15 protein-coding genes and 1 pseudogene are annotated in these 17,081 nt (G+C 50.2%); 10 read left to right on the top strand and 6 right to left on the bottom strand.

The features are described 5' to 3' along the window. Window positions 1-14 precede the first annotated feature (14 nt). Window positions 15-914: a helix-turn-helix transcriptional regulator gene (locus Q320_RS0109015; protein ID WP_027468730.1), complete on the top strand. Its 900-nt coding sequence runs from the start codon at window positions 15-17 to the stop codon at window positions 912-914. A 99-nt stretch (window positions 915-1,013) separates the two neighbouring features. On the opposite strand, the pseudogene Q320_RS22250 reads toward Q320_RS0109015, so the two are convergent. Together Q320_RS22250 and Q320_RS0109025 are read right to left on the bottom strand one after the other, a co-directional pair. After that, window positions 1,014-1,109, bottom strand: a pseudogene (locus tag Q320_RS22250) (PEP-CTERM sorting domain-containing protein); the annotation flags it as partial. A gap of 584 nt (window positions 1,110-1,693) precedes the next feature. Beyond that, on the bottom strand, window positions 1,694-2,479 hold the full coding sequence (locus Q320_RS0109025) for a TatD family hydrolase (protein WP_051534624.1): 786 nt from the start codon (window positions 2,477-2,479) through the stop codon (window positions 1,694-1,696). Between the two features lie 93 nt (window positions 2,480-2,572). On the opposite strand from Q320_RS0109025, the gene Q320_RS0109030 reads away from it, so the two are divergent. After that, on the top strand, window positions 2,573-3,568 hold the full coding sequence (locus tag Q320_RS0109030) for a TerC family protein (protein ID WP_027468733.1): 996 nt from the start codon (window positions 2,573-2,575) through the stop codon (window positions 3,566-3,568). A gap of 92 nt (window positions 3,569-3,660) precedes the next feature. On the opposite strand, the gene Q320_RS0109035 is transcribed toward Q320_RS0109030, so the two are convergent. Both Q320_RS0109035 and Q320_RS19220 read right to left on the bottom strand, forming a co-directional pair. Continuing rightward, window positions 3,661-4,011: a VOC family protein gene (locus Q320_RS0109035; RefSeq protein ID WP_027468734.1), complete on the bottom strand. Its 351-nt coding sequence runs from the start codon at window positions 4,009-4,011 to the stop codon at window positions 3,661-3,663. Window positions 4,012-4,026: 15 nt separating this feature from the next. Next, window positions 4,027-4,791 carry a ChaN family lipoprotein gene (locus Q320_RS19220; RefSeq protein ID WP_051534620.1) on the bottom strand — a complete coding sequence of 255 codons (765 nt, stop codon included), beginning with the start codon at window positions 4,789-4,791 and terminating at the stop codon, window positions 4,027-4,029. A gap of 220 nt (window positions 4,792-5,011) precedes the next feature. Here Q320_RS19220 and Q320_RS0109045 point away from each other — a divergent pair, with 220 nt between their 5' ends. The 7 genes from Q320_RS0109045 to Q320_RS0109080 all read left to right on the top strand — a co-directional run bounded on the left by Q320_RS0109045 (window position 5,012) and on the right by Q320_RS0109080 (window position 13,936). Beyond that, window positions 5,012-7,207: a TonB-dependent hemoglobin/transferrin/lactoferrin family receptor gene (locus tag Q320_RS0109045; protein ID WP_027468735.1), complete on the top strand. Its 2,196-nt coding sequence runs from the start codon at window positions 5,012-5,014 to the stop codon at window positions 7,205-7,207. Window positions 7,208-7,284: 77 nt separating this feature from the next. Continuing rightward, entirely contained in the window at window positions 7,285-7,635 is a 351-nt protein-coding gene (locus Q320_RS0109050) for a VOC family protein (RefSeq protein WP_035853281.1), read from the top strand. 22 nt (window positions 7,636-7,657) lie between these two features. After that, complete coding sequence (locus Q320_RS0109055) at window positions 7,658-8,704, top strand: hemin-degrading factor (RefSeq protein ID WP_027468737.1); 1,047 nt, start codon at window positions 7,658-7,660, stop codon at window positions 8,702-8,704. 497 nt (window positions 8,705-9,201) lie between these two features. Continuing rightward, window positions 9,202-10,035, top strand: coding sequence for a heme/hemin ABC transporter substrate-binding protein (locus tag Q320_RS0109065; RefSeq protein ID WP_027468739.1), 834 nt, complete (start codon window positions 9,202-9,204; stop codon window positions 10,033-10,035). Beyond that, complete coding sequence (locus Q320_RS0109070; RefSeq protein ID WP_035853284.1) at window positions 10,032-11,027, top strand: FecCD family ABC transporter permease; 996 nt, start codon at window positions 10,032-10,034, stop codon at window positions 11,025-11,027. Before Q320_RS0109065 ends, Q320_RS0109070 begins: the two co-directional genes overlap by 4 nt. A 139-nt stretch (window positions 11,028-11,166) precedes the next feature. Continuing rightward, window positions 11,167-11,952 (top strand): heme ABC transporter ATP-binding protein, encoded by a 786-nt coding sequence (locus tag Q320_RS0109075; RefSeq protein ID WP_027468741.1) that lies wholly within the window; start codon window positions 11,167-11,169, stop codon window positions 11,950-11,952. 487 nt (window positions 11,953-12,439) lie between these two features. Beyond that, complete coding sequence (locus Q320_RS0109080) at window positions 12,440-13,936, top strand: outer membrane protein assembly factor BamB family protein (protein ID WP_169734444.1); 1,497 nt, start codon at window positions 12,440-12,442, stop codon at window positions 13,934-13,936. A 258-nt stretch (window positions 13,937-14,194) separates the two neighbouring features. Here the strand turns inward: Q320_RS0109080 and Q320_RS0109085 are convergent, their stop codons facing one another. Further along, window positions 14,195-15,232 (bottom strand): DUF475 domain-containing protein, encoded by a 1,038-nt coding sequence (locus tag Q320_RS0109085; protein WP_027468743.1) that lies wholly within the window; start codon window positions 15,230-15,232, stop codon window positions 14,195-14,197. Between the two features lie 300 nt (window positions 15,233-15,532). Between Q320_RS0109085 and Q320_RS19225 the strand changes: the two genes are divergently transcribed. Beyond that, window positions 15,533-16,393, top strand: a complete 861-nt coding sequence (locus tag Q320_RS19225) for a PIG-L deacetylase family protein (RefSeq protein WP_051534621.1) — start codon at window positions 15,533-15,535, stop codon at window positions 16,391-16,393. 360 nt (window positions 16,394-16,753) lie between these two features. Here Q320_RS19225 and Q320_RS0109095 read toward each other — a convergent pair. After that, window positions 16,754-17,081: IS110 family transposase (locus Q320_RS0109095; protein ID WP_027468744.1), on the bottom strand; the 328-nt coding region annotated here is incomplete at its 5' end.

Below are 17,081 nucleotides of genomic sequence, written 5' to 3' on the forward strand. Positions count from 1 at the left end.
CTCTCAGAAAAACCATGGCACTCATTTATCGCGAACGATTGGATGTTGGCTCAAGCATTCCACAAATCATGGTGGGCACGCATGTGTTCCACAAAGAGTCTTACCCAGCGCTGCGGGATCGCGGGATTATGATTTGTGGTATCAGCGAGGGAACCGAGCCATTTGAAGTCGAGCGTATTGATACGCCTTGGCATGTCGTGGCTTTCTGTTTGGGGGGAAGTGGCGAGGTGTTCACACCCGATGGACAATGCCGCGCAATCAATGCCGGACAATTGGCCTTAATGCCGCAAGGCGTGCACAGCGGTTACCGCCGCGTGGGCGACGCAGCAATGCCCCACGTGTGGTTTTTGCTGTATCACCATTCGCGTTGGGATTATTTGAATCAAGCGCGACCATCGATTTTGCCTAGCCAAGAAGGGATTGCATTGCACGATGCATTACGCCAATTTCATCGCGAAACCCAGCGCTTTAATGCTGGTGATTCCGCGTCTCTCGCCGTACAGGCGCTAGATTTTTTATGCTTGGCTCTGGAGCGTGCAATCAAACCGCTACATCCGCGCTTGGGTTGGGCAGAGCAATTGCAACAAATGTTTGCCCACGTGCAGCAGAATCTTGATCAAGAATGGAATAACACGGCGCTAGCGGCGCAACTACATATCACGACAACACATCTGCATCGCCTGTGCATACAGCATTTGGGCGAAACGCCCAATAAAATTGTCTTTCGCATGAAAATGAATCAAGCCAAAGAGTTGCTGATGCACGGCAATAGTGTCGGCAATGTGGCACGCATCAGTGGCTACCAAGAAATCGCCAGCTTTTCTCGTCGCTTCCGCCAATATTTTGGCTATAACCCCAGCCAAGTGCTCAGCAAACACCTCGCGAGTTTGGGGCATGAGCAGGTTTGGTCTTGATTAAAGCTTGGCTTTACCCTCTATAAACCAGTGCACAGCACCAAATCAAGCGCAATAAAAAAACCCGCCGTAGCGGGTTTAAAATTAAGCCAAGTGAACTTAAGCAGCGAGTTTGCGGCGACGAGCAGCCAACAAACCAACTAAACCCAGACCCATCAACGCGTATGTTTCTGGCTCTGGAACTGGTGCAGTGACCAATGAAATATCCACTTTCCCAGTGCTCAGACCTGTAAAACCAAGCGCATAAGCAAAAGTCTCTGGATTCGTTACTGTAAATTTGTATTCATTGGTGTACGCACCAGGCAAAGTAAAGGCTTTATTTTCAACCTTTACCACTCCTTTTTGAAATGAAAACAATACATCAGCCAAAGTTGCAATACCTGGGTTTGAATCAGGCGTAACGCTGACTTTAAATAGATAATCGCCAGCCTTGCTAACTGTAAATGGCGAAGTCCAATTACTAAAAGAATTAGCGCCAATTTTAGAAATTGTATCTTTTTCAAAAACATGAACAACCGCAGCCTGACTAGTGACAGCAGCGAGAGCAAAAGTAGCAGCTACAGCAATATTAGAGAAACGCATTTTTAAATCTCCATAAGTATATGATAATAAGATAAATCGTTGATTTTGCAGTGTTTTTATTATTGAATTGCATTCTACACAGATAAATTCTTATGTCAAACAAATGGAGCAGTAAGCTAAATTAAGTTTTAATGAATTTCAAATTAGGGTTTTCTCTAGTATTAATTGTTAATATTATGATATTCATAATTAATACTTTAAATATTAATATTTAATACTCGTCGCGTATTTTCAGCACAGCTAACTGCAAGCGTAGTTAAATCTATATTTCTTAATTGAGCCAATTCTTGTGCAATCGGCAATAGCTCTGCGGGCTCATTTCTGAGCTTGGGCGGGCCAGCTAACCAGCTCGGTTGAATATCGGGCGCATCCGTTTCCAACACCAGCGCCTCTAGCGGTAAGGTTTGCGCCAAACGACGAATTCTTTGCGATCCGCTATAAGTCAACGCGCCGCCAAAGCCAAGACAAAACCCCAATTTGATAAATTGCTCGGCCTGCTGCTCGCTGCCATTAAACGCGTGTGCGATGCCGCCACGGACTTGCCATTTACGTAGATACTTTAGAACTTGATCTTGGCTGCGCCGAATATGTACGATGACGGGCAGGTCGTAATCGCGGGCGATTTTAAGCTGTGCTTCAAAAAAATGGATTTGCCGATCGGCACTCAGCTCTGGTAAATAAAAATCCAGCCCAATTTCACCGACCGCGATGGCAAGACCTAAATCCAGCTGTTGCCGCAAGCGCACTAAATGTTCATCGCGGTGCTGTGCTTCATAAATCGGATGCAGGCCAAAAGCGATCTCTGCGCCATATTGCTGCTGCATAGCGGCGGTTTTTGCAAACGTCGCCGCAGTCACCGCTGGCACTACCCAACGTGCCACACCGGCAGCGCGTGAACGCGCCACCACGTCATCCCGATCAAGGTCAAATTCTGGGGCGTCGAGATGACAATGACTGTCGATGAAACTTATTTCAGATTCCATGATCATAATGCTATCGTTCGCGTCGTCTAATTCGTAATGATCTAGTCTGATTGTAAATAATCAGCTTAGCAAGCAATCACAAAAGGGAAAAAAATGGATCTGTTAATGGGCTTATGGGTCGGCTATCCAATCTGGGTTTGGCTGATGTTTTTCGTGGTCGTACTCTCACTGCTGGCATTTGACTTGGGCGTTTTGCAAAAAGACGACCATGAAATCAGCGTTAAAGAAAGTCTGAAACTCTCGGCGATGTATATCGCGATGGGGCTTTTATTTGGGGTATGGCTCTGGTGGTACCGTGGCCCAACAGCTGGGATGGAATACGTCACAGGTTATCTGATTGAGAAATCACTCTCGATGGATAATGTGTTTGTCATTGCACTGATTTTCACTAGCCTAGGCGTGCCACGGGTTTACCAACATCGTGTGCTGTTCTGGGGGATTCTCGGCGCAATCATCATGCGCGGTTTGATGATTAGCATTGGCGCGGTCTTGGTATCGGAATATCAATGGGTGCTGATGATTTTCGGTGCGTTCTTGATTTTCACCGGTATCAAAATGCTGATCGCCGATGACGAGCACGGCAAATTAGAGGACAACGGCTTTTATAAATGGCTACGCGGCCATATGCGCTTTACACCAAGCATTCACGGCAATCACTTTTGGGTGCGCGGTGAAGAGCAAGGTCTGGCCAAAGGCTGGTGGGCAACGCCATTGTTCTTGTGCTTGATCTTGGTTGAAACGGCGGATTTGGTGTTTGCCGTGGATAGTATCCCAGCGATTTTTGCGATTACCCAAGATCCATTCATCGTTTACACGTCGAATATTTTTGCTATTTTAGGTCTGCGTGCGCTGTATTTTGCCTTGGCGGCAATGGTGCATCGTTTCCATTACCTAAAATACGCGCTAGCTGTCGTGCTGGTATTCATCGGGATTAAGGTCGGTTTGGTGTATTTGAATGACATTAATTTAGTCGAATTCAAGATTCCAACCTTAGTTTCACTCGTCGTCACCTTTGGCTTATTACTCTCGGGCGTGCTGTATTCGCTGTGGAAAACCAAGGACGAGCCGTTCCCAGAAAAAACTGAATAATCGGAATCACTGAATAATCAAAATCAGTACCAAAAAAGGCCGCGTACTTTAGTGCGCGGCCTTTTTATATTCAGCGAATCAAAACACGTCTGTCACCATTGCCGAAAAATCACGCAAACCTGCGTTGCATCCAGCACAGCAAACTCCCTCGCTCCCCAAGGCTTCTCTGCGACGACGTTTGAATTGGGGTGCAGCAAATCAGCGCGCTTGGCCGAAATCTCGGCAAACAAATCATCGATAGAATCAGTTTCAATCGTAATCTCGGGTCTATCTTTGGCAGCAAACTCGGCATCTTGCACCAAATAAGCCTTGGCGCCATCACGCTCAATCACTGCTAAAGCATCATCCTGGTATAAGATTTTAAAGCCCAAACCGTTCACAAATAGATCGATGCCATCGGCCATCTTGGCGTAAAAAATCTTTGGGATGAGTCGATTCATCATGGCCAGCGCCTCCAATTACTTCGTTAATTTAAACGACGCACACGGATCTGGGCGCGCTGCGACCGGAATCAAATGCACTTCATCAAAATGCGCATCGCTTTTTGACTCCACAAAACCCACCGAATACGCCGATTTCAGCCATTGTGGCACGCCAATATCGGTGCGCACATGGCCATTCCCCGCAATCAGCACTACACCGCGCGATTGATAGGGCAGCATCGTCGCCGCCATCACACGATCTCGCGCAATTTGCGCTCGCGCCATGCCCTCTTCCATTCCAATAGGCAATTGATTGCAATGCCCAGCCTGCACCGCTTGGCGCTGTTGATTAATTAACTGTAAGGGAATGGCTGAATTCAAATCGATATCTTGCGCACCCGCCAAATCCAAACGGCCATTTTTTACAAGCTGACTGGCTTCTTTACGCGATAAATTCGCTGCCAAAATCGGCAAATCATAGCGTAATGCCAACTCAATCACAGGGCGATAAAAACGCCAATCCCAGCGCTCGCCCCCAACCGCTTTAATCAAATAATCGACGTCATTTGGATGCTCTTTTCTAGCTAGCTCTAAGTCTGCTTGGCGCTCACGGTCAAACTGCTCCATCGCAATCGCAGGCCGCCAGCCTTGCTCGATTTTATGGGTCAGCCATGCCAAGCGCTGCTGATGACCGATTTCATTGTCGTGGACTTCGCCAAGCAAAACAGTATTGCTCTTTACAGGCATGCTTTGGCATGCAGAAAGCAAGGTGACAAGAATAAATGGGAAAACAATTTTCATGTTGATGTCATTAAAAAAGAAAGGTTAAGCCTTGATTTTATTGGCAAATAAAATCAATTGCAAATGAGAATAAATATCGTTACCATGCGACCCATAAAAATTAAATGATATTGATTCTCATTTGATTGCATAAAGATAAACAAACCACAGTCCCTGCCACGCGCCAACAAATTGGGCAACTACGCGTGTCACGGCCTGCCCACATCCACAAGGGAAAATCATGAAGGGCTCTATTTTTACTTTGACATTGCTGTCGATCTCACTTCAGCACGCTTTTGCAGCGGAGCCAATGCCAGCGAAAGCCACTGCGACCAAGCCAGTCGCAGCAGAGCAAATCGCATTCAATCAGCTTGATCCTATTGTCGTCACCGCCACACGCACTGAAAGAAATTTGGCTGACTTGCCACCCTCTGTGAGCGCCACACAGCGTGAAGAACTCGACGCCAATATGATTAACGATTTCCGTGATTTTGCGCGTTCTGAGCCGGGCGTCAATATCAGTAAACATTCGCGCTTTGGCCTATCTAGCGTCAATATTCGCGGTTTAGAAAGTAATCGCGTGTTGATGCTGGTCGACGGCATTCGCCTGCCGGATGTGTTTACTTTTGGTGCCTACCTCAATAGTGGCCGCGATCAAGTCGATTTTGCGCAGCTATCCGCAATTGAAGTCGTCCGCGGCCCAGCATCGACCTTGTATGGCTCAGATGCACTCGGCGGTGTAGTCGGTATGCGCACGACTGAACCGACTGATTTGCTGCAAGCAGGACAAACAGTCGCCGGACAAATCAAAGCCGATTACGGCAGCGCCGATCAAAGCTATGGCGCGCAAGGCGCAGTGGCGTTTGCGGTAGGTGAAAACACACTTGGCCTCGTACAAGTGGCAGGCCGTCGTGGCCATGAACTTGAAAACATGGGCGATATCGATATCCAAAAATATGGCCGCACCACCGCCAATCCACAAGATACCGAAAAACGTAGCGCGCTGGTCAAACTCCAACATTACCTCGATGGTGGGCACAAACTCGGCCTGACTGCAGAAGCCTATCGCAGCGAAGTCGATACGATGATGTACACCGAAATCGGCGCGCCTATGCTCACCTCAGTCCAGTCTAGCCGCGCGTCGGACGAACAAGATCGTCGCCGTATTTCACTGGATTACAGCTATGTTGCGCCTGAAGCAGGCGGCTTGATCGATGGTGCACAAGCCAAAATTTATCGCCAAACCATGGATAGCACGCAAAGCTCCTACCAAGTCCGCCAAGTTGGCAAAGTCGTGACGCCGAACTGGAGCCGCGTTTCAACGTATGAGCAAGATTTAATCGGTGCAAGCGGTCTGATCGAAAAACAAATTGCAGGTGACGTGAGCCAGCGCTGGACTGTCGGCGCAGAATGGTTCCAAACCGATTTCAGTGACCTACGCGATGGCACGCCTGCATCGAGCAGCCTCAATGTCCGCGACATTCCAAAAACCAAAACCACACAATGGGGTATCTACGCACAAAATGAATTGGGCTTTGACGACGGCCGTTTCACTTTAACGCCGGGCTTGCGTTATGACTCGTATGACTTATCGCCCGATGTCGATAAACAATTTAGCAGTGGTGGTGGCAAGGCAACGGCGCTCAAAGATTCGGCCGTATCGCCAAAATTAGTCGCCGCATGGCAATTGGCCGATAAAGTGACCGTATTTGGTCAATACAGCAGCGGTTTTCGCGCACCCAATGCGCTTGAACTCAATGGTAGCTACGTCTCACCGATGGGCTACGCCGCCATTGCCAATCCCGATCTCAAACCTGAAACCAGCCGAGGCTTTGAATTTGGCTCGCGCTTTGGCGACAACGCGCTCGGCGGCAGCGTAACGGCTTTTGATAATCGCTACGACGATTTCATCGAACAAGCCAGCATCAACTGCCCAGGTAAACCTGCTTGCGTGCCCGGCACATTTGTCACTTACCAAAGCCAAAACATCAGCGAAGCGCGCATTTACGGCGCAGAAGCGCGTCTACATTGGCAGTTTGCTGAAGGTTGGCAAAGCTGGGGCAATGTCGCCTGGGCCAAAGGCACCAACGAAAGCAACGACAAACCTTTAGGTTCTGTTGCGCCACTCAAAGGCGTATTGGGTGTGTCGTACAGCCAAAGCCAATGGGGTAGCCAATTACTGCTCACTGCGGTTGAGAAACAAACCGAAACAGCCAACGCCACGGATTTTCAAGCACCTGGTTATGGCTTACTCGACCTCACTGCATGGTGGAGCCCAGTCAAAAATCTAACTCTCACTGGCGGTATTTTCAATATTACGGATAAAAAATATTGGATCGATAGCGATGTACGCAGCATCGCCGCCTCGACCCCTTACCTAGATCGCCTCACCCAAGCTGGCCGCAATGTGCGCATTGCTGCGGACTGGAAATTCTAAACGGCAGAAATTCTAAACTGACACAAAAAAACGCCGCTGGATTACGGTTCAGCGGCATCACCTTTGGAAAAAATAGCATGAATATCATCGGCTTACACCCTTTTGTTCCTGCGCGTGATTTCGAGATCTCGCTCCAGTTTTACCAAGACTTGGGCTTTGAACTCGTTTGGCGCGACGACGCACTCGCGCGTTTGCAATGCGATGAACATGCGTTTTTTCTGCAAGATTTTTATGTCAAAGACTTCGCGGAAAACCTGATGCTGCATTTACACGTTAGCGATGTTGCCGCTTGGTGGCGCATCGCTGAACCTTTGCAGCAAAAATACTCAGTTCGCGCGCAGCCGCCCACCGATCAGCCATGGGCGATGCGCGACTTTGTTTTATTCGATCCGAGCGGCGTACTTTGGCGTATCGCTCAAAATATTTAACCCAACATAAGGACACAAGATCATGAACGCGATTACTTTTACTGAACGCGCCGCCACCCTGCAAGCGGCCTACCAAGCACTACTTGAAACCGAACCAAAACTACGCGCCCGCGAGCGCGCCAAACGGCTTGATGTGAGCGAAGCCGAACTCGTTGCTGCGCAATGCGGCGTGACCGCGACGCCATTGGCCGGAACAGCGCAAGAAATCTTCCGCGAACTACCGACTTTAGGCGAAGTGATGGTACTCAGCCGCAATGACTGGTGTGTGCACGAGCGTCATGGAGAATACGAACAGGTCGATGCCGAAAAAGGCATCGGTCTGGTGCTCGGTAAAGACCTCGATTTGCGGATGTTTTTCTCAATGTGGAAAAGCTACTTTACTGTCGTCGAAGGCGAACGCCGCAGCGTGCAATTTTTTGATGGCGCGGGCGTTGCAATCCATAAAGTGTATTTGACCGAACACAGCAATATCGCCGCTTTTGACGCCATCAGCGCGAAATTTGCCGCACCGGAAGCGACATGGCCGCACATCTCCGCCTACCCTATCGACGAAACGCCGAATCAACCAGAAGACGCCGCCGCACTACGCGAATCATGGTTGGCACTGACCGATACGCATGGCTTTTTCCCGATGCTGCGCAAGCACAAAGTCAGCCGCCTGGGCGCGTTGCAAGCCGCTGGCAATGATTTAGCCCAAGCCGTGGCGATTGATGCGACCGAAACCATGTTGCAAGCTGCGGCCGCTTCATCGCTCGCGATTATGTGTTTTGTCGGCAATCGCGGCATCGTGCAAATTCATTCAGGCTCAGTACAAAAACTACTTCGCACCGGCCCTTGGTACAACATTCTCGATCCAAAATTCAATCTACATTTGAACACCGAAGCGATTGCGTCTTGCTGGGTCGTCAACAAGCCAACGAGTGATGGTTGGGTCACATCGCTCGAAGTCTACGCCGCCGATGGCGAGCTAATCGTGCAATTCTTCGGCGTACGCAAACCGGGCGTACCCGAATTACCAGAATGGCGCGCACTGCTGGAAAGCTTGTGCAGTACGCCTTTAGCTAAATAGAAGGTATTTAACTGTAGCCATTGATAAGGAATGGCTACAAGTAAATACCATCAATGATTAGTCAAGATTCAGATTTGCTGTTGATGCTATGCCGCGATGGTTGGACTGCGCAAAATCCCTTGCATCAAGCCGAGCGAGGAACAAGCGGCAAGGGGCTTTCGGTGGGCTCTGTTTTGTTAAAGCCCACCACCTTGCCGATTGTCCGCAGCGAGGGTATCCGGCGAAGCCGGACGCAGATACAGGGCGGCCTTCTTTTGCTTACTTTTCTTGGCCGTTCAAGAAAAGTAAGTGCCGCGCGGCATTAGCGCGACCATGGTGAGTAGAACTTGGATGCTTTCAAATTAAGTTTTTTCATTCATGCGAAATCTTGCTGCTCAAAAAAATAATTAGGTATTTTCCTGTAGGTATTAATCAATAAAGCCTACAGGCAAATACCCAAACAACAATCTTAAGTAGTCTACTAATTTAACTACTTTTACTGCTTGCTGGGACCCACCATGCGTATTTTTAATTCCATCGCCACGCTGCTGGCGCTGTACTGTTTAAGCGCGATTTCTGCGGTGGCTAGCGCCGCCGAAATGCGCGTCGTCAGTTTAGGCGGGCCGCTGACTGAAATCGTTTATGCGCTCAACGCCGGAGATCGCTTGGTCGCCGTCGATCAATCCAGCGTGTACCCCGCTGCCGCCAATCAACTCCCCAAAGTCGGCTACTACCGCCAATTCTCAGTCGAAGGCGTATTGTCGGCCAAGCCCGATTTGATTCTGGCGTCTGATCAAGCTGGCCCGCCCGAAGCACTGGAGCAATTGCGCCGCATGGGGCGTCGCGTTATCGTGCTGCCGAGCGCGCCCACTGTTGCCGCTCTAGAGCAGCGCATTCATGGCGTTGCCGCTGCGCTGGGTTTACGTGATGACGGCCGTAAAATGGTGGCATCCGTGCAGCAACAAGTCGCGGCACTAACGCAAAAACCCAATCAAACCCGCGCGCTGATGCTAATGAGCCGCACAGGCGAAGCGGAAGGTGGCGGTAAAAACACCAGCGCCGATGCGATGATGAGCCTAGCAGGCATGAGCAATGTACTCGCCAAGCAGCAAGGCTATAAACCGCTATCGCAAGAAAGCCTCGCCGCGCTGCGCCCCGACGTCATTATCACCACCACGCGCTCGCTGGAAAGCATGGGCGGAATGGATAAATTGCTCGCCTCACCCGGCCTGTCGCAATCGCCCGCCGCCAAGCAAAAACGCGTGTTGGTGATGGATGATTTATTGCTACTCGGTTTTGGCCCGCGCTTGCCCGAAGCAATGAAGCAACTCAATACGCTAGTTCGCAAATGAGCGCCGCACGTACTCACACACTGCGCTGGCTTGCCAGCGGCGGCGTGCTATTGGCGCTGATTATCCTGACCGCCAGCCACGGCAGCGTCAAAATCCCGCTGGCAGAAATCCCGAGCTTGTTTTTCCGTTCCACTTTGGATGGCGACCAGCAATTTTGGCACGACGTCTTGCTCGATATTCGCCTACCGCGCGTGCTGCTCGCCGCGCTGGCCGGTGGCGTGTTGGCGCTCGCTGGCGCAACGATGCAAGCGCTGTTTCGCAATCCTTTGGCCGAACCGAGTCTGATAGGTATATCGTCGGGTGCCTCTCTGGGTGCGGTGATGGCGATTGTACTTGGGGGGGGTAGTTTCGCGATTCTGGCGCCTGCTGCTTTTTTAGGCAGCGTGTTGGCGACGGCGCTGGCCTATCACTTGGGGCGGCGCTATCCAGGCATGGCGGGTTTGCTGCTGGCAGGGATTGCGATTAACGCAATTTGCGGCAGCTTGATTGGCCTATTCACTTATCTGGCGGACGACAATCAATTACGCAGCCTGACTTTTTGGAATATGGGCAGTTTGGCTGGTGCGAGCTGGCAGCGTTTAGCAGTATTAGCACCTTTTTTACTGCTGGTTTCACTCGCGATTATGCGCTACTGGCGTGCGATGAATGCGCTGCTACTGGGCGAGCGCGAAGCGCATCATTTGGGCTTTGAGATCAAGGGTTTACGCCGAATTTTAATCACGCTCACCGCGCTGTTGATCGGCCCTTTGGTCGCCGCAACGGGCGGGATTGGTTTCGTCGGCTTGGTCGTACCGCATTGCGTACGCATGGTCTTGGGCGCAGATCATAAACGCCTATTACCAGCATCATTTTTGCTCGGCGCGATGGCCTTGCTGCTCGCCGATTGGCTAGCCCGCATCGCCGTACAACCCGCTGAATTACCCATTGGCGTCATCACCAGCCTGATTGGCGGACCATTTTTTCTAGCACTTTTGCTACGCCGCAAGCCTTAAAACGCCAGATGAACTGTTCATATCAAAAATCATTAACTCGTCATTCCGGCGAAAGCCGGAATCTAGCTGCAATGGTGATCTTACCGACGCTCTGGATACCGGCCTGAGCCGGTATGACGAAAAAATAGAGTATTTCTTTATGTTACAACTGAAAAACATTTCTTTTTCACGCGGTAAATCGACCATTTTGCAAGATGTTTCGCTGGACATCCCCGCAGGCGATTTCACGGCGATTTTGGGTGCAAATGGCGCGGGTAAATCGACGCTATTGTCGATTGCTGCGGGCGAACTGAACGCCAGCACAGGGCAAGTTCAATGGGGCGATGTGGCTTTGGCTTCGCTGAATACCGCCCAACTAGCGCGCAAACGCGTCGTTTTGCCACAAAATCCGGGATTGAATTTCAATTTAATGGTCGAAGAAGTGATCGCGATGGGGGCTTACCCATTTCCAGAGTTGTCCCCTGCCGCCGTCGCCGAGCAAGCCGAGCGAGCGGGGCAATGGGCGGATGTGATGCATTTGCTCGGCCGCTGCTACCCAACGCTCTCAGGTGGCGAGCAGCAGCGAGTGCAATTTGCGCGCTCTATTGTGCAGATTTTGGCGGGCTACCAAGGCGGTGAATATCGCTGCTTACTACTTGATGAACCGACGGCCAGCTTAGATCCCTTGCATCAGCATAGCCTACTGTCGGCAGCGAGAAAATTGGCCGTTGAAACCGGCATCGCCGTCGTCGCGGTCTTGCATGATGTGAATTTAGCGGCCAGATATTGCACCCGTATTGCCATGCTAGCTAATAACAGCATCATCGCCAGCGGTATACCCAGCAACGTGCTGCGAGCGGATTTATTAGAGCAAACCTACGACCTCCCCGTCACCGTACTAGCGCACCCACAAGATGCACAACGACCTTTGGTGTTGTTTGCTTAAGTAGGCAAAGTCCATTCCGTACTAAATTATTGAGTTAAACTACCTGAAAGGCTGATTTCGGCCAACCATAGACTTTTTGTCCTCACGGTTTTGGCTTAACTGAAAGTCTGCAGTAGCTTCTATTGCAGACCCTCAGCCAACCACTCCCGCCTTCAGTAGCTCGGCCAAAACGGACATCTAAAGGTTATGTAGGTTTTTCGATGGGCGATTGAGCATGGCATTTGCGAAAATCTAGACGTAAATTTACAACGCCACGGGTTTATTTGTAATTTTTGTTGGAAAATATTTTGTTTTGTTTTGGATTAGATTGGCCTGATTTTAATCGTGGGGATGTGGGATGCTTTGTCGAAAAATATTAGTAACTTTGTTGGCTGCCGGATTGGCGGGCTGCGGCGGAGGATCAACCCCCCCCGTGACAGAACCTTCTCCAACTTCAACCCCAACTTCAACCCTAAGCCCCATCCTAACTCCGGCGCCCGCACCATCGATGTCGATACAGTCTGATGCACTGTCGAGGATGATTGCACAGGGTACTAGTATCAATATTCAGCTGACTGCACTGGCATCCAACTTCACCCCGACATCGACCCTATACGCAAGTGCCAGCGACACAATGGGCGTCTTGCAAAAACCAGTGACTGTCGTTGACAACGGTGCTGGTAGTTATACATTCTCTCTAGATACCCTCAGCACTGCGCCTTCAGGACACTACGCTGGTACGCTCAAGATCAAGCTATGTAGTGATCAAGATTGCAAAGTTCCTCAGGCTGTGTCCTCGATCAGCATTCCTTATGATTTGACGATCATTGGGAGCAACAGCGCTTGGCTGGGGAACAAAATTACGCCATTGGCAGCAATGAATGGTGCAGCTAATTGGAGTACTTTCCAGGGTAATAACGCGCACACTGGTTATGTCCCAGTCGAAGTGAAGCCTGATCAAATGCAGCCACGCTGGAAGCGCGGAGCGGTGAGTGCCAACGGAACGGGCTATAGCAGTGCGATGTCTTCGCTCGTGACTTCCAACGGCCTTTTCTATGCGAGCATGAATAAGCAATTGACTGCTTTCAAAGAGCTCGATGGTAGCGCCGTCTGGAGTTACGACGTATCGGGCTTAGAGTATCCATCCGTAAATCCGCCTGCCGTAGCGAACGGCGTCGTTTACATGGCGGCTGGGCAGCAAAGCTCAACCTTCCTGTTTGCACTCGATGGAACAAACGGTAGTTTGCGATTCAAAGCGCCGATGAGCGCTCAATGGGAAGACTATCTTGCCCCTGTAGTGACCGATAGTGGTGTCTACACAAATGCAGGCACATTCGGTGGTATGTACGCCTTTTCCTTGAGCGGGGAACAGCTTTTCTTCGGGTCGTTGGATATGACAGATATGTGGTCACCCGCTGCTGATAATAAGCACATCTATGCTTATACTGGCGAAGCACTCACGATGTTTGATCCCAAAACTGGCGTTAAACAGGGAACTATTGTCGATTCCAATTTCACAAACTACGTCTACCAACTTAGTGGTGCGGCTGTAATTGGTGCAAATGGGGGGGTGTACGCGGCCGCTTATGAAAATGCATACTTAAGCGGTGGCGGCATTGGCAATGATCTTGTTCGTTTCGACACGACCAAAGGCATTCTCGACTGGCGTATCAATGGTGTTTACACGAAAACACCAGCCTACGCCGATGGCGTACTGTATATCCCTAATAGTAAGCCATATCGAATCGAAGCGCGCGCCGAAAAAGATGGCGCCTTGCTGTGGCAGTGGATACCTCCCTATAGTGGTGACACAGCTTATTTTAGCTCGCCCATCGTAACCAAGAACCTGCTTTTTGTAAGTAGCAACTTGAATACGTATGCGGTTGACCTACGCAGCCACAAAGTGGTATGGAGTTATCCGATGCCAGGCAACTTGGCGCTTAGCCAGAATGGAATTCTGTATATTCAGGGAGCGGATACTTTGGTTGCCATCAATCTTAAATAAGCAAGTATTGAAGTAGGCTGCTCATATATGAACACTAAAGCTTGGGACAAAATCTACCAAAAATAACTTTTTAGATGTCCGTTAAGGCCGATGCTGTGGCCGCTCAAATTAATCACTGAGCGAATCACTGAGCGGCAGCTTTACTTCCAAAGCTCGTCACTCGCATTCTCGGTGAACCAGTGTCTGCAGTGGGTCGAGGCCTATCGCTAGCCAAACGAGACTCCGGCCTTCGCCGGAATGACGAGTTAAGTGCTTGTTTTAAGCATGCCGCTTAATCAACCAAGAATGCAGCGCCGCCGCAATAATCAGTACCGCCGCCACGCCACCTGTAATCGCCTCAGGAATATGAAAACGCGCGGCGAGTAGCATGACGGCGGCGAGTGCGCCGATTGCCCAAAACGCGCCGTGCTCCAGATATTTGAACGCGTTCAGCGTGCCTTTTTCGACTAACAAAATCGTAAAGCTACGCACAAACATCGCGCCAATACCAAGGCCAATCGCAATCAAAAAGATGTTTTTCGTTAAAGCAAATGCACCCAGCACGCCGTCGAACGAGAACGATGCGTCTAAAATTTCTAAATAAATAAATCCTGCCCAGCCAGTCTTGGCCGCAGCGCCTTCGTCGCCAATCAAATCGCCCAAACCATCGACCAGCACAAAGGTCACCACGCCCCAAACGCCAGCGACCAAGAATCGATAGCCTTCTGCGGCGGGCAATGAGCCTGCCATCCATGCCAAAACGACCAAACTGAGCAAGACTGCAGCCATATCCAGCTTGCCTAATTTGGCCAATACGCGCTCTACAGGGAAAAACCAGTGCGTTTTTTTGTCTGAATCAATAAAGAAATTCAAAAATACCAGTAATAAAAATGCGCCACCAAAGGCGGTGACTTCGATATGCGCCGACGTCAAAATTGCCGCATATCGATTGGGCTCGATAATGGCCATCGACAACACATCATTGGTCGGCCATGCACCAGTGCTGAAATAATCCAACAAAGCCATCGGCCCCGGCATGGGTGCAAGCCCCGCAATCACCGCCACAATCACCAGCGGAAAAATCACCCGCATGCCAAACACGGCGATCAGCATGCCCCATAGCAAAAAGCGTTTGCGCCATTTTTCATCCCAATGCTTGAGCACCGACGCATTCACCACGGCATTATCAAAACTCAGGCTGATTTCCAGTAGCGCCAAATTAAACGCCACCCACAGCCCGCCCCAGCCCGCAATCAGCCATGCGCCCACAAAGCCAATCAAAGTCACAATCAATGAACTATGAAAATAATGAAACATGCCTACCTCAATTGAATTTCAAACATTATGCAGCACTTTGCTGACGCAACCTTGCCTACGTCCCCAAATCACGGGCTAAGTCAGCGCTTTCTTGCTCTGAAGCAATCCGAACCACTCTGAATCAGCAACACTTGAGTACAGGCTACGGCGCATTTTTGCTGCCCTTACTGACTTAAATGCTGTGAATAATCAAGCCAAAAGCCACTTGCTTGCGTCAGACTCTTGGTTGCTAGAGTTTGAACGCCTATACTCTTGATAATGTTTTTTTCCTGCCCTGCAACACGCACCGGAGTTTGCCCAATGAGTAATCCCTACCTCGCGCTGGTTGAAGCGCACAACGCCCTATTACAAAAAACCGACGCACCGCTATTCGCCAATTTAGACACGCTAGGCCACGCGCCTGCAGCAGCTGTTGCTAGCGACGCACCTGTGGCGATGATTTTCGCGCCGCATCCCGATGACGAATGCATTATCGGCGCGCTGCCGCTGCGTTTGGGTCGTGAAGCGGGTTTTAAAGTGATTAACGTTGCGGTTTCGCAAGGATCAAACCTAAAACGCCAGCCAGAGCGCTGGGTTGAAGTGAAAAACGCCTGCGATTACCTCGGCTGGGGCTTGCTAGAAACCATTCCGGGCGGCTTGATGGATGTGAACTGCAAAACACGCGATGGCAATCCTGCTGCGTGGGCGGAAAAAGTCGCCGTCATTGCCAAAATCCTGAATGAGCACAAACCACAAGTCGTCGTTTGCCCGCACAATAATGATTACCATTCTGCACATATCGGCACGTATTACCTGCTGATGGACGCGCTGAAAGCGACTAATCACAAGTGTATTTTGGTGCAAAGCGAATTCTGGCGCCAAATGGAAGCACCAAATGCGTTGATCGCGACTAGCCTCACCGACACCGCCGATTTGATCGCCGCGCTGGCTTGCCACGTCGAAGAAGTTCGCCGTAATCCTTACCATTTACGTCTACCAGGCTATATGGCTGACAACGTACGCCGTGGCGCCGAAGTCTGCGGCGGCCAAGGTGCAGCAGCGCCGACATTCTCATTCGGCACGATTTACCATATCGGCCATTTTGACGGCAAAGATCTGGTCGCCACCGACAAGAAATTCACGATTAGCGAAAGCGACGATATTAAAGCTGTGCTGGTTTAATTCAACCCGCTCAAGCACAAAAAAACCGCATGAATTTCGTGCGGTTTTTTACTTTCAATGGGTATATCAATGCGGCGCTTACTTATTAATTTCTACATTGATATACCCAAGAATTAGTAGCGATGTTCAAATTTGGTTGATGCTGTGCCACGATGGTTGAGCTGCGCGAAATCCCTTGTATCAAGCCGAGCGAGGAACAAACGGCAAGGGGGTTTCGGCGGGTTCTGTTTTGTTAAAACCCGCCGCCTTGCCGATTGTCCGCAGCGAGGGAATACGGCGCGGCCGGACGCAGATACTAGGGCGGCCTTCTTTGGCTTACCTTTCTTGGCCGTTCAAGAAAGGTAGATACCGTCTTGTTCGTCAAGCATTTTGATACTCTGCTTGATACTTTTTTTGGGTTTTCAGTACGCCGAAACAGAGATGAACTAGCTTACGCATTGCCGCGCCAAGGGCAGACATTTTGCTTTTTCCTTTCACCAATAGACGCTCATATAAAGCCTTAACATGCGGATTGTGCTTGATCCCAACCATCGCCGCCATGTACAGCACGGCACGCAGGCGAGCAGGTCCATTTTTCGATAAGCGGGCTCGCCCAAGTAGCGATGTACCTGACTGTCTTTCGATCGGAACCAGCCCCAAATAAGCTGCTAATTGTTCGGCTGAATTAAAATGGTGATTGTGCATCACG

Origin of the sequence: Deefgea rivuli DSM 18356 (genome assembly GCF_000620145.1) — a bacterium.
Lineage (GTDB): Bacteria > Pseudomonadota > Gammaproteobacteria > Burkholderiales > Chitinibacteraceae > Deefgea > Deefgea rivuli.